The sequence below is a fragment of the Salmonella sp. HY31 genome (assembly GCF_042604575.1).
Classification (GTDB): domain Bacteria; phylum Pseudomonadota; class Gammaproteobacteria; order Enterobacterales; family Enterobacteriaceae; genus Salmonella; species Salmonella diarizonae.
In genome coordinates this window covers 1,339,667-1,352,494 of sequence record NZ_CP170479.1, presented here as the reverse complement: position 1 = coordinate 1,352,494, position 12,828 = coordinate 1,339,667, and the positions used below count along the sequence as shown (strand labels likewise).

10 protein-coding genes are annotated in these 12,828 nt (G+C 52.8%); 4 read left to right on the top strand and 6 right to left on the bottom strand.

Annotated elements, in window-relative coordinates; translation table 11 throughout:
- Positions 1–4: 4 nt before the first annotated feature.
- The 3 genes from ACE15A_RS06300 to glk form a co-directional block, all read right to left on the bottom strand.
- Complete coding sequence (locus ACE15A_RS06300; RefSeq protein WP_053507791.1) at positions 5–1,252, bottom strand: PTS fructose transporter subunit IIC; 1,248 nt, start codon at positions 1,250–1,252, stop codon at positions 5–7.
- Between the two features lie 20 nt (positions 1,253–1,272).
- The gene (locus ACE15A_RS06295) at positions 1,273–1,599 is read right to left on the bottom strand and encodes a PTS fructose transporter subunit IIB (protein ID WP_023247447.1); all 327 of its coding nucleotides are present in this window, start codon (positions 1,597–1,599) and stop codon (positions 1,273–1,275) included.
- Positions 1,600–1,888: 289 nt separating this feature from the next.
- A complete protein-coding gene (gene glk, locus ACE15A_RS06290) occupies positions 1,889–2,854 on the bottom strand; it encodes a glucokinase (protein WP_023247446.1) in 966 nt (321 codons plus the stop codon).
- 203 nt (positions 2,855–3,057) lie between these two features.
- Here glk and ACE15A_RS06285 point away from each other — a divergent pair, with 203 nt between their 5' ends.
- Positions 3,058–4,293, top strand: a complete 1,236-nt coding sequence (locus ACE15A_RS06285; protein WP_053507792.1) for an ion channel protein — start codon at positions 3,058–3,060, stop codon at positions 4,291–4,293.
- A gap of 19 nt (positions 4,294–4,312) precedes the next feature.
- Here the strand turns inward: ACE15A_RS06285 and ACE15A_RS06280 are convergent, their stop codons facing one another.
- Complete coding sequence (locus tag ACE15A_RS06280; protein ID WP_053507793.1) at positions 4,313–5,965, bottom strand: alpha-keto acid decarboxylase family protein; 1,653 nt, start codon at positions 5,963–5,965, stop codon at positions 4,313–4,315.
- Positions 5,966–6,144: 179 nt separating this feature from the next.
- On the opposite strand from ACE15A_RS06280, the gene mgrA reads away from it, so the two are divergent.
- Together mgrA and ypeC are read left to right on the top strand one after the other, a co-directional pair.
- A complete protein-coding gene (gene mgrA / locus ACE15A_RS06275; protein WP_023247443.1) occupies positions 6,145–7,143 on the top strand; it encodes an L-glyceraldehyde 3-phosphate reductase in 999 nt (332 codons plus the stop codon).
- 113 nt (positions 7,144–7,256) lie between these two features.
- On the top strand, positions 7,257–7,583 hold the full coding sequence (gene ypeC, locus ACE15A_RS06270; protein WP_000490091.1) for a DUF2502 domain-containing protein YpeC: 327 nt from the start codon (positions 7,257–7,259) through the stop codon (positions 7,581–7,583).
- A gap of 61 nt (positions 7,584–7,644) precedes the next feature.
- On the opposite strand, the gene ACE15A_RS06265 is transcribed toward ypeC, so the two are convergent.
- Complete coding sequence (locus tag ACE15A_RS06265; protein ID WP_053507794.1) at positions 7,645–8,886, bottom strand: Nramp family divalent metal transporter; 1,242 nt, start codon at positions 8,884–8,886, stop codon at positions 7,645–7,647.
- A 342-nt stretch (positions 8,887–9,228) separates the two neighbouring features.
- Here ACE15A_RS06265 and nupC point away from each other — a divergent pair, with 342 nt between their 5' ends.
- The gene (nupC, locus tag ACE15A_RS06260) at positions 9,229–10,431 is read left to right on the top strand and encodes a nucleoside permease NupC (RefSeq protein WP_053507795.1); all 1,203 of its coding nucleotides are present in this window, start codon (positions 9,229–9,231) and stop codon (positions 10,429–10,431) included.
- Positions 10,432–10,486: 55 nt separating this feature from the next.
- On the opposite strand, the gene ACE15A_RS06255 is transcribed toward nupC, so the two are convergent.
- A complete protein-coding gene (locus tag ACE15A_RS06255; RefSeq protein ID WP_053507796.1) occupies positions 10,487–12,676 on the bottom strand; it encodes a sensor domain-containing phosphodiesterase in 2,190 nt (729 codons plus the stop codon).
- Positions 12,677–12,828 lie beyond the last annotated feature (152 nt).

Below are 12,828 nucleotides of genomic sequence, written 5' to 3'. Positions count from 1 at the left end.
TATTTCACAGGCTTTCAATCAGCAATTTACCCCGGCGGTACATCATATGGCGCAAGAAGACCACCATCAGCGCCGTAATGACCGCGCCCAGTAAAATGCCCGCGATATAGACGCCGAGATGGCTTACCAGCGGCCACGCCCAGATTGCCGACTCAGGGAACCATTGCACCGCGCCCAGCCAGACGGCGAACGTCGAACCCACGATGGCGCCGACCATGTAAGATGGGATGGCGGTGATCGGGCTTTCCAGCGCAAATGGAATCGCCCCTTCGCTGATCCCCATAAATGCCAGGAACATCGCCGTTTTACCCTGCGGATAAAGCTGCGCGCTGAACAGACGTTTACCGGTCAGACGACGGTCGAGCAGTGTCGCCAGCCCCAGACCAATCGGCGGGATGACAATCGCGATGGAACGCGCCGTCACCGGCAACACATGGTCAGTGGTAAAACTGAAGGCAACAAATCCTGCGGCTTTGTTAATAGGGCCGCCGAGGTCGATGGCAGTCGCGGCGGCGATTCCCATCGCGTACATTAATGCCCCCTTTTCACCCGCTGCGGTGAGTAACGTGCGAATTCCGCCATTGATCCAGCCGCCAAAGGGCGTAATCACGTAGTACATCGCCAGCATCACAAAAATGGCGGAGAGAATCGGCAGCAAAAAGGTGGTCTTAAAGGCCAGCAGAAAGTCAGGCAACTGGATTTTTTGGTTCATCCACTTCACCAGATATCCCGCGACGATAGAAATAATCAGCGCACCGATAAAGGTTGACGGGACTGGCGCGGCAGTCACCCAATGCAGGCTGGCCGGATCAAAATTCAGCACCTGCGTTGGCTGAGTGGACATCAAACCGCCGATAAAACCGGCCGGAAACGCCAGTTTGCCGCCGATAGAGTTCGCAACAAAAGCGGCGAACATGGGGATGGCGAAACCAAACAACACGCCGCCGAAAGATTGCGATAGCCAGGCAAACTTCAATAAGGAGAGGTTAAAACCAGCGAATTTACCGCTGTTCAACGCGTCCAGGATGCCGGTATCGGCGGGAATTTCCAGCCAGCTATAGGCAATCAACTGCGAGAAAGCGAGGATCACCCCGCCCATAATTAACGTCGGCACCATACGCGAAATACCGGACATGATGTGCTGCGGTAACTCGCCCCAAAAACTGTTGCGGGAGGCCTCGGTTTTTTTAATTGTCGCTGCCGCACCGGATGCGCCGGGCACAACAGTCGCACTGCGTTTTTTAATGGCCATATCAGTATCCCTATCGAGCATTACCGTTGATCGGCGGCAATCATCGCTTCAATTTCTTTGATAATGCCCGCGGCATTTTTAATGGCATCCTGAAGCGTTATCTCGTATACGTCGCGAGATTCAAAACGCTCGTTATCTTCCGGCGTTATTGCTACGGAATGGATAATTAACGTCGCTTCGGCAATGTCCTGCGCCGTGAGACGGTTTTGAATACCATCAGCGCCCTGGGTTTCGATTTTGACTTCGTATCCCGCTTCTACCGCGGCCTCTTCCAGCGCCTGCGCCGCCATAAAGGTGTGAGCCAGCCCCATCGGACACGCGCAAACGGCAATCAGTTTTTTAGTCATAACGTTTTCCTCGTAATAGTTAACGAGTGAAATTATGACGGTGAGAAGCCTACGATTGTTACCAGATGAATAATGCTTTTACTGGATAAATAATTCCGCTAAGCAGAAATGTGACGCGTGTCGGCATGGCATGTAACAGGCGAAAAAAAACCGCGTGAGAAACGCGGTTTGAGACTGATAATAGAATTCTTAATTACTTGATGGCGCTGCGCTTATCAGGCCTACAGATGACACGCTTTTGTAGGCCAGATAAGGCGGTTACGCCGCCATCCGGCGAGACCCATCAGGCTTATAGAATATGGCCTAGTGTCTGACGCAGATGCGCGCCGGAGCCTAACAAGCCGGGATTATCATGGACAATCAGATAGACCGGAATACCGTGTACATAATCTTTAAAGCGGCCTTTATCTTCAAAACCACCACGGAAGCCAGACGCTTTAAAAAACTCCAGGAAACGCGGGACAATGCCGCCAGCGATATAAACGCCGCCAAATGTCCCCATGGTTAACGCCAGATCGCCGCCAAATCGTCCCATAATGACGCAAAAGAGCGACAACGCGCGGCGACAATCGATACAACTATCCGCCAGGGCGCGCGCGGTAATATCTTTCGGGCGCAAATTTTCCGGCAGACGGTTATCGGACTTAACAATCGCCCGGTAAAGATTCACCAGCCCCGGGCCAGACAACACGCGCTCGGCGGAAACGTGACCAATTTCGGCGCGCAGTATTTCCAGAATCATGGCTTCTTCTTCGCTGTTAGGCGCAAAATCGACATGCCCGCCTTCGCCCGGAAGGCTAATCCAGCGCTTATCCACATGTACCAGATGCGCCACGCCCAGCCCGGTTCCCGCGCCATACACCGCAATGGGTTTGCCGTCTATCGGTTCGCCGCCGCCGAACTGAATTAAATGCTCTTTTTTCAGCATCGGGATCGCCATCGACACGGCGGTGAAATCGTTGATGATTTCCAGATGGCTAAAGCCGAGATTTTTTTTCATTTCCGCAATAGAAAAAGCCCAGGTATGGTTTGTCATCGCCACCCAGTCGCCGGTAATCGGACAGGCTATGGCGATACAACCATCTTCCACGCTGACGCTATGCTCATCGAGGTAAACGCGCACCACAACCTCAAGGCTGGGATAGTCCAGACCGGAATACGTTTTGGCCTGCGAGATTTCTCCACTGGCGATATCACACAGGGCAAGACGCGCATTCGTGCCGCCTACATCTCCTACTAAAGCATACTTTGTCATTCTTCTACTGCTCCGCTAAAGTCAAAATAAGTCTTTGTCACACTGTAAATTCATGGGGGCATAACAACAACGGCCATCAGGCTGACTGCCTATAAATATAGATCTTCATCACAGAATTACTTTCTTGTTTCAGCACCAATTGCAGCAATGCCGTCGGGCAGGCTGTGCAAAATAGGTATACGACCCCGTGTAAGGAAGAGATTATGTTCCACCCGCGTGCCCGAACGATGCTGCTGCTGTCGCTCCCTGCACTGATTATTGGCGTAGCGTCAAGCCTGGTTTTAATCGCCGCGATGAAAGTCGCGTCAGTTTTTCAGCAATTTCTTTGGCAACGGCTGCCCGCCAGCATCGGAATCGCTTATGATTCGCCGTTCTGGATAGTGGGTATGCTCACGCTAACCGGGATCGTGGTGGGTTTGATTATCCGTTATAGTCCAGGACACGCTGGCCCCGATCCGGCCATTGAGCCGTTAATCAGTATGCCGATCTCGCCATCTGCGCTGCCCGGATTGCTTCTCGCCTTAATCATCGGCCTTGCCGGTGGCGTAAGCCTGGGGCCGGAGCATCCGATAATGACAATAAATATCGCGCTGGCGGTGGCTTTCGGCTCCCGCCTGTTCCCACGCATCGCGGCGTTAGACTGGACGATTCTGGCCTCGGCCGGTACCATCGGCGCGCTGTTCGGCACGCCCGTCGCCGCGGCGCTGATTTTTTCGCAAACGCTTAGCGGCTCTAACGATGTTCCCATGTGGGATCGCCTGTTTGCGCCGTTAATGGCGGCAGCGGCGGGGTCACTCACTACCAGCCTGTTCTTTCATCCGCATTTTTCGTTACCCATCGCCCATTACACGCAGATGCGACTGATGGACATTGCCAGCGGAGCGATCGTCGCGGCGATCGCCATTGCCGCAGGGATGGTCGCCGTCTGGTGCCTTCCGCGTCTGCATGAGTTACTGCACCGGCTGAAAAATCCGGTCCTGATTCTCGGTATTGGCGGTTTTATACTGGGTATCCTGGGCGTCATTGGCGGGCCGCTTACCCTGTTTAAAGGACTGGACGAAATGCAACAAATGGCGTTTAGCCAGACGCTGGGCGCGGGAGATTATTTTACCTTAGCCATTGTCAAACTCGCCGCGCTGGTCATCGCGGCGGCGAGCGGTTTTCGCGGCGGGCGCATTTTTCCGGCCGTGTTTATCGGCGCGGCGCTAGGACTCATGCTCCATGCCCATGTTGAGACCGTGCCCGCGGCGATTACCGTCTCCTGTGCGATTCTTGGCTTAGTGCTGGTGGTGACGCGCGACGGCTGGCTCAGTCTGTTTATGGCTGCTGTCGTCGTACCAGATACCAATCTACTGCCGCTGCTCTGCATTGTGATGCTCCCCGCCTGGCTATTGCTGGCGGGAAAACCGTTGCTGGCCGCCAACCGTCACGAACCCTAATCCGGCGCAGCGGGGGCCATTATCCCCCGTTGCGGGCTTCCAGCGCCCGGGTCACGGTACGCAGTAATTCCGGCAGATCGGCTTTTGGCAACATCACTTCAATAAATGACAAACGTTGTGGGCGCACCAGCCGTTCGAGGACCTCTGCCAGTTGAATAGCCTGCGTCACCCGCCAGCACTCCGCCTGTTGCGCCGCGTTTAGCGCCTGTGGTATCTGCGTCCAGTTCCAGCTCGCGATGTCATTATACCGCTGGGCCGCGCCGTGAATGGCGCGCTCTACGGTATAGCCGTCATTGTTGAGCAGCAGGATAAGTGGCGTCTGCCCGTCGCGTAACATCGAGCCCATCTCCTGAATCGTGAGCTGCGCCGCGCCATCGCCGATAATCAGAATCACCCGCCGATCGGGGCAGGCGGTTTGTGCGCCAAACGCGGCGGGCAAGGAATAGCCGATAGATCCCCACAGCGGCTGTACCACAACTTCCGCACCATCCGGAAGCGACAGCGCGGCAGCGCCAAAGGCAGCGGTGCCCTGGTCAACAAGGAGAATATCGCCAGGTTTGAGATACTGCTGTAAGGTTTGCCAGAAGTTTTCCTGGGTCAGTTCTCCCTTATCAATCCGCACAGGCTGTCCGGCGGAACGCGGCGTCGGCGGTGCAAAAGCGCATTCAAGGCACAGTTCGCGCAGCGTAGACACCGCCTGCGCCATCGGGAGGTTGAACCAGGTTTCGCCGATGCGCGACGCGTAAGGCTGAATCTCCAGCGTGCGTTCCGCCGGCAATTGTTGGGTAAATCCGGCAGTAAGGGTATCGACAAAACGGGTGCCGACGCAGATAACCCTGTCGGCGTCCTCTATGGCCTGACGCACCTCTTTGCTGCTGGCGCCAGCGCTGTAGGTGCCAACGAAGTTCGGGTGCTGTTCATCAAAAAGCCCTTTCCCCATCAGTAGTGTCGCATGGGCGATGGGCGTTTCCGCCATCCAGCGCTGCAACAGAGGCCGTAAACCAAAGCGCCCGGCAAGAAAGTCGGCCAATAGCGCAATGCGCCGACTGTTCATCAGGCACTGACGGGCGTGGTAACGAAATGCCGTCTCCACGCCACTTTGCGTTTCATGCGCGGGCAACGTCAGCGCCTCCGTAGGCGGGATGGCCGTTTTTTTCGCCACGTCGGCGGGCAACATGATGTATCCAGGCCTGCGTGCGGCAAGCATTTCACCCAATACGCGGTCAATCTCGAAACAGGCATTCTGCTCATCCAATATTGCGCTGGCGGCAGATATCGCCTGACTCATGCGATAAAAATGACGAAAATCGCCGTCACCGAGGGTGTGGTGCATCAATTCGCCACGCTGCTGCGCAGCGCTACAGGGCGCGCCGACAATATGCAAGACCGGTACATATTCCGCGTAACTGCCCGCGATACCGTTAATAGCGCTAAGTTCTCCCACGCCAAAGGTGGTGAGTAGCGCACCAGCGCCCGACATGCGCGCATAACCGTCCGCAGCATAAGCGGCGTTCAGCTCATTGGCGCATCCCACCCAACGCAGGGTCGGGTGGTCAATCACATGGTCAAGAAACTGCAAGTTATAATCGCCCGGTACGCCAAAAAGATGGCCAATGCCGCATCCTGCCAGTCTGTCCAGCAAATAGTCGGCCACGGTATAGGGGTTTTGCATGACAGCGTTCCTTTTGACGTTAACATTATGTTGAGTATTAAGGAACGCTGATGGCTGTCCAGCACGACGGGTATGAAAGTCTGGAAAACAATGTTTACAGTAGCGAACAGTAAAATCCGAATACCTCCTGGCGAGTGTAACCGTATACACTATTTATTCACGTCACAGGGGGAAAGGTCATGGTTTATCAGCCCGATGAGAATCGTTATCACACAATGGAATATCGTCGCTGCGGACGCAGTGGCGTCAAACTTCCCGCCATTTCGCTGGGGTTATGGCACAACTTCGGCGATGCGACACGGGTAGAAAACAGCCGGGCGCTGCTGCAACGTGCGTTCGATCTGGGCATTACCCATTTTGATCTCGCCAATAATTATGGCCCGCCGCCGGGCTCCGCAGAATGTAATTTTGGCCGCATTCTGCAGGAAGATTTTTTACCGTGGCGCGATGAATTGGTCATCTCCACCAAAGCGGGCTACACCATGTGGGATGGCCCTTATGGTGACTGGGGCTCACGGAAGTATCTTATCGCCAGCCTCGATCAAAGCCTGAAACGTATGGGGCTGGAGTATGTCGATATCTTTTATCACCATCGCCCCGATCCCGAAACGCCGCTTAAAGAGACGATGAAAGCGTTGGATCACCTTGTCCGCCAGGGCAAAGCGTTGTACGTGGGGATCTCTAACTATCCTGCCGATCTGGCGAGACAAGCTATCGATATTCTCGAGGATCTCGGCACGCCTTGCCTGATTCATCAACCTAAATATTCGCTTTTTGAGCGTTGGGTGGAGGACGGATTACTGGCGCTGTTACAGGAAAAGGGCGTCGGCAGTATTGCGTTCTCGCCGCTGGCGGGCGGACAGCTCACTGACCGTTATCTGAATGGCATTCCGGAAGATTCCCGCGCGGCGAGCGGAAGCCGTTTCCTTAAACCAGAACAGATTACCGCCGACAAGCTGGAAAAAGTTCGCCAGTTGAATGAACTGGCTGCGCGACGGGGCCAAAAATTGTCTCAGATGGCGCTCGCCTGGGTACTGCGTAACGATAACGTTACCTCGGTGCTGATTGGCGCCAGCAAACCGTCACAAATCGAAGATGCCGTAGGAATGCTGGCAAATCGCCGTTTTTCAGCAACGGAATGTGCAGAAATTGACGCTATCCTGAACACGCGACTTTAGCAAAAAATGCTCTCCTTCATGATTTAAGAGTTAAGGCGATGAAACAAAGCTTTACTGCTTCGTAATATTGCATTAACAGGCCGGCTACGGCTCGATCGTGAAGGAGAGAAAGTATGTTCAGGTCACTGATTCTGGCGGCAGCCTTGTTGGCTTTTACACCGCTTGCCGCGAATGCGGGCGAAATCACCCTGTTGCCCTCAATAAAATTACAAATTGGCGATCGCGATGATTACGGTAACTACTGGGACGGCGGTCGCTGGCGCGACCGGGATTACTGGCACAACCATTATGAATGGCGTAAAAATCGCTGGTGGCGCCATGACAACGGCTATCATCGCGGCTGGGATAAGCGTAAAGCGTATGAACGCGGTTATCGGGAAGGCTGGCGCGATCGCGACGATCATCGCGGGCGAGGCCGGGGTCACAAGCATCACCACTAAGCCTCCTGCTGAATGACAGCCCGATGACGCCAACGCATCGGGCCTGCTATCTTTTGATCTCCTATGACAAGCCCATCACCGTTCCAACCAGCAACCAGATATTCAGGGCGACGACCAGCACGACAATCATCCAGCCAATCTGTTTTACCCGCCGCGTATTCACCAGCTCGCCCATTAGCGTGGGGTTACTGGTGAAAATCAGTAGCGGCACCAGCGCCAGCGCAATACCAAAACTCAGCAGCACCTGGCTCATCACCAGAATTCGGGTAGGGTCAAGCCCCATCAAAATCACAATAAATGAGGGCAGCATGGTAATAAAACGCCGTACCCACAGCGGAATGTGAAAACGGACAAACCCTTGCATCACCACCTGCCCCGCCAGAGTTCCTACCACGGTGGAAGAAAGCCCTGCCGCTACCAGACTAAGACCAAACACCGTTGCCGCCACATGGCTAAGCAACGGTTCCAGCGTCAGGTATGCCTGATCGAGATCGGCGATGCCGGTGTGCCCGCTAAAATGAAACGCCGCAGCGGCGGTTGCCATCATTGCCAGATTGACAAAACCGGCAATCGTCATGGCTATAGCAACATCCCATTTCGTTGCTGAATATCGCTGTTGCCGCGTTCCGCCATGCAGATGCTGCGTTAATGAAGAGTGCAAATAAATCACGTGCGGCATAATCGTCGCGCCAAGCACGCCGGCGGCTAAGAATACGGCTTCCGAATTCGGTAGCGCCGGGATAACCATTTCTTTGCCGAGCTGCGCCATATCAGGCTGAGAGAAAAACAGCTCCACTATGTAAGCGGCGGCGACAAAAAGCAGTAAACCGCCGATGACTTTTTCAAGCGGTTTTTGACCGCGGCGCTGTAACATTAAAATCAGAAACGTCGCGATACCCGTCAATACCGCGCCCTGTAATAAAGAGACGCCCAGGATCAGCTTAAAACCAATTGCCGCGCCGATAAACTCAGCTAAATCGGTGGCCATCGCGATGATTTCCGCCTGCACCCAGTAAAACCAGACCACCGGGCGCGGATAATGGTCGCGAATTTGCTCCGCCAGATTCTTGCCCGTGGCAATCCCGAGCTTTGCCGAGAGGATTTGAATCAGCATTGCCATCAGGTTCGCCCAAACCACCACCCAGAGTAGCTGATAGCCAAAGCTGGCGCCAGCCTGAATATTGGTCGCGAAGTTACCGGGATCGATATAACCAATCGCGGCAATGAACGCAGGTCCCATTAATGCGAGCCTTAGCTTGCGCGCCGCCCGTCCGCTGCTATTCTCTACGCGATTGTCAGTCATCTTTTGCCTCAAAAACATAGCCTTTGCTATGTTTCATGCTATGTTTATTGATAATGATTATCAAGTGCATTTCAATGGGTACGGGTGATTACTTTGATAGTGTGAAACGATAGACCGATACGATGACGACCTGTATCAGAACACTTTGGCTTAACATTACAAGATTAGCACACTGATATAACTTTTCATTTTCATATTCAGCACAGTAAAAGTGTATTACAGATCACTAATTTTGAATCTCGTCACAGGTCCTTATTATAGTGTGTGTTGGATCTCGTTTTCTTTACGGCTGTTGCATAGAATGTGCACGAAAATTAAACCTGCCTCATATTTGGAGCAAATATGGACCGCGTCCTTCATTTTGTCCTGGCGCTTGCCGTTGTTGCGGTACTCGCACTGCTGGTTAGCAGCGACCGTAAAAAGATTCGCATTCGTTACGTCATTCAGTTACTCGTTATCGAAGTGTTACTGGCCTGGTTCTTCCTGAACTCTGATGTTGGCCTTGGCTTCGTAAAAGGTTTCTCCGAGATGTTTGAAAAACTGCTCGGATTTGCCAACGAAGGGACAAACTTCGTCTTCGGCAGTATGAACGATCAAGGTTTGGCGTTTTTCTTCCTGAAAGTATTGTGCCCGATCGTCTTTATTTCCGCGTTGATCGGTATTCTCCAGCATATCCGCGTTCTGCCAGTGGTCATCCGCGCTATTGGTTTCCTGTTGTCCAAAGTAAACGGTATGGGCAAACTGGAGTCTTTTAACGCCGTCAGCTCGCTGATCCTGGGCCAGTCCGAGAACTTTATCGCTTATAAAGATATCCTCAGCAAAATGTCCCGTAACCGCATGTACACCATGGCGGCGACCGCAATGTCTACCGTTTCCATGTCTATTGTGGGCGCGTACATGACGATGCTGGACCCTAAATATGTGGTCGCTGCGCTGGTTCTGAACATGTTCAGCACCTTTATCGTTCTGTCGCTGATCAACCCGTACCGCGTGGATGCCAGCGAAGAAAATATTCAGATGTCGAACCTGCATGAAGGCCAAAGTTTCTTCGAAATGCTGGGCGAGTACATTCTGGCAGGTTTTAAAGTGGCGATTATCGTCGCAGCGATGCTGATCGGCTTTATCGCGCTGATCGCGGCGCTGAACGCGCTGTTCGCAACGGTTACCGGTTGGTTCGGCTATAGCATCTCCTTCCAGGGCATTCTGGGCTACATCTTCTACCCGGTCGCGTGGGTGATGGGCGTACCTTCCAGTGAAGCGCTGCAGGTAGGAAGTATCATGGCGACCAAACTGGTTTCCAACGAATTCGTGGCGATGATGGATCTGCAAAAAATCGCCTCCACCCTCTCTCCGCGCGCTGAAGGCATTATCTCTGTCTTCCTGGTATCCTTCGCGAACTTCTCTTCCATCGGTATTATCGCGGGCGCGATTAAAGGCCTGAACGAAGAGCAAGGCAACGTGGTTTCCCGTTTTGGTCTGAAACTGGTTTACGGTTCTACGCTGGTGAGCGTACTGTCCGCCTCTATCGCGGCGCTGGTACTGTAAGCTTTAGCTTTTTAATTCAGAAACCGGGGAGCTATCCCCGGTTTTTTTATGCCGCTTATTTGCCTAACGGGCGCGGGCGGCCAATCAGATATCCCTGCAAACTGTGTACACCAAGCCGCAATAGCAGATCGCGCTGCGCAGGCGTTTCAACAAACTCAGCCACGACGCTCAACGATTTCGCTTTCGCTAAATCAGTAATTGATTTCACGATCATCGCATCCAGGGAGTCCGTCAGAATATCTTTTACGAAACAACCGTCGATTTTAATGATGTCCGCCTTGAGGCGTTTTAGCCGTTCATAGTTTGCATAACCGGTGCCGAAATCATCAATTGCGATTTTTAGGCCAAACTTACGCAGTTGGTTGATATTGTGCATACTGATTTCGGAATGAGAGAAGGCCTGTTCTTCAGTAATTTCGATGATGACCGAAGCAGGCGGGACGCCATAGCGTTTAAAGCACTGAATAATGCGCGGCGCCGTCTCTTTTTGCAGCAGCGTCAGCGGCATCAGATTAACTGAGAAACGCGCTCCCTGCTCCGCCGACGGATGCGTGGACAGCCATTGCAGAAGCGCTTCCATCACCTGCATATCAAACCGCACGCTCAGGTTAAACTGGGCGATAAGCGGAATAAACTGATTCGGCATCATGATACCGTCGTCGCATCTGAGCCGCGTCAGAATCTCGTCATACCCTTTTCCCTGCGCGTCGCGGATAGGCTGAGCATACAAAACAAGCGCGCCGCGCTCCAGCGCCTGACGGATTTTCTGCAACCGCAGCACCCGTTCCGTCGTCTGACCGGAAGCGGCTTCAATACTATGGGTCAGTGCAAGCACCCGACGATGCGAACAGGATTGCTCCGCCAGCCAGCTTAGCTGTCCTAACAACGGTTGTAAGGTTTCCTGGCGACCATCGAATGTTCCCCACGATGCGCCGTATTCCATTTCCAGGCCGGTATTGTTCCAGTAAATTTTGCGATTATTAAGCACATTGAGCATATATTGCAGGCGGGCTTCAGTTTCCGGTCCCGTCAGTACCAGCAATAACTCACTGCCCGGCAGATGGAAAATTTTCTCCTTTTCCAGCAGCAGCGGCTGCAACGCGCGAAACACCTCGCGTTCGCAATGAACGCGCATCAGCATACCGTAATGGCGGCTCAGAAATTCCAGGTTTTCCATGCGTAAATAACACACGCTTTGCCCGGCATCCTGTAAAAGAAACTGCTCCAGCGCACGCAGGTTCGGCAGTTGCGTCAACGGATCGGTCAATGCCTGCGAGTGCCATTGTCGATTCAACCATTCGCTGCGCTGGTTAATCCGCTCCATGTATAACAAACAAATACTAAAAGAAATGAGAACCGAAAGAATAAATGCCAGCGAATATTCTGATCCTACGCCCTGCAGAAAATTGCGGTTGTAGCTAAGCAGGAATAGCGCAGTGATAGCCCAGCTAAAATTCAATAGCGCATAACTGATTTTCCCCACGCCGAGGGTAAATCCAATGAACAGGACTGGCACCAGATAGCCAGCAATATACTTTGTCTCGAAAGGCGTACACAGCACCGCTAATAGCGTCGCCAGAGTTGCAAACCAGAGAAGCGTAAACAAGCGTTTTTCTTTGGCGAGATAAGGAGCGACATCCCTCCGCCAGAAAATACGAATATAGTGCGGACTGACTATCATCCGCAGCGGATAATAGAAAAAGAGGGTAAAAATAAGCGCGGCAGAAATCAGACTCAATAAATCGACAATCGAGAAAATAGCGGTGCCGATGCCAAAGAAGGTAGATATGGTCACCGGGAAAGCCAGGTAGTGCCCCGCCAGATACATACTGATTTTTATGCCGAGCGGCGTCATTAGCCCTAACCAGAAAATGCGTAGCCAGATGCCTTTGTGGGGTATTCCGTAGCGCCAGCGTGCGCCCAACTGCCAGCGTACGATAGCGCAAAACAGCAACACGGGAAACGTTTGGCAAAATAGCAGCACCAGCGCCTGTGGCAGAGGTAAATGAAAATTCCATTCATTGGTCAACATCATTCCGCCTACTATCGGCGCGACGCCGCGGCGGCCAAATAAGAACAGAACGGCAAACATGACGCAGAGCGGTAGCCAGGCCAGAAAAATATAGTTGGAATCAATTATGGCGCGGGGAGAAATGAGACGGGATACCAGAATAGCCGGAACGGTCAGGCAGAGAGCCAGTAAAAATATTTTTATATTTTTTAGTACATTATACTTATCCGGCATTGGTTTAATGCTCACATCATTATATAAGGCGCATGAATAATAAGTATATTCGTATCGTGAAGCAATCTAACAAAAGCTCATATTGACAGCAAAAGCAGTGGCAAACAAACGCACGTGAAGAACAGATCAGGCACCATAAATTCTGTGACAAA

Coding starts and splice junctions, on each gene's coding strand:
- ACE15A_RS06300 (WP_053507791.1), bottom strand. CDS start 1,252: ATGGCCATTAAAAAACGCAGTGCGACTGTTGTGCCCGGCGCATCCGGT.
- ACE15A_RS06295 (WP_023247447.1), bottom strand. CDS start 1,599: ATGACTAAAAAACTGATTGCCGTTTGCGCGTGTCCGATGGGGCTGGCT.
- glk (WP_023247446.1), bottom strand. CDS start 2,854: ATGACAAAGTATGCTTTAGTAGGAGATGTAGGCGGCACGAATGCGCGT.
- ACE15A_RS06285 (WP_053507792.1), top strand. CDS start 3,058: ATGTTCCACCCGCGTGCCCGAACGATGCTGCTGCTGTCGCTCCCTGCA.
- ACE15A_RS06280 (WP_053507793.1), bottom strand. CDS start 5,965: ATGCAAAACCCCTATACCGTGGCCGACTATTTGCTGGACAGACTGGCA.
- mgrA (WP_023247443.1), top strand. CDS start 6,145: ATGGTTTATCAGCCCGATGAGAATCGTTATCACACAATGGAATATCGT.
- ypeC (WP_000490091.1), top strand. CDS start 7,257: ATGTTCAGGTCACTGATTCTGGCGGCAGCCTTGTTGGCTTTTACACCG.
- ACE15A_RS06265 (WP_053507794.1), bottom strand. CDS start 8,886: ATGACTGACAATCGCGTAGAGAATAGCAGCGGACGGGCGGCGCGCAAG.
- nupC (WP_053507795.1), top strand. CDS start 9,229: ATGGACCGCGTCCTTCATTTTGTCCTGGCGCTTGCCGTTGTTGCGGTA.
- ACE15A_RS06255 (WP_053507796.1), bottom strand. CDS start 12,676: ATGCCGGATAAGTATAATGTACTAAAAAATATAAAAATATTTTTACTG.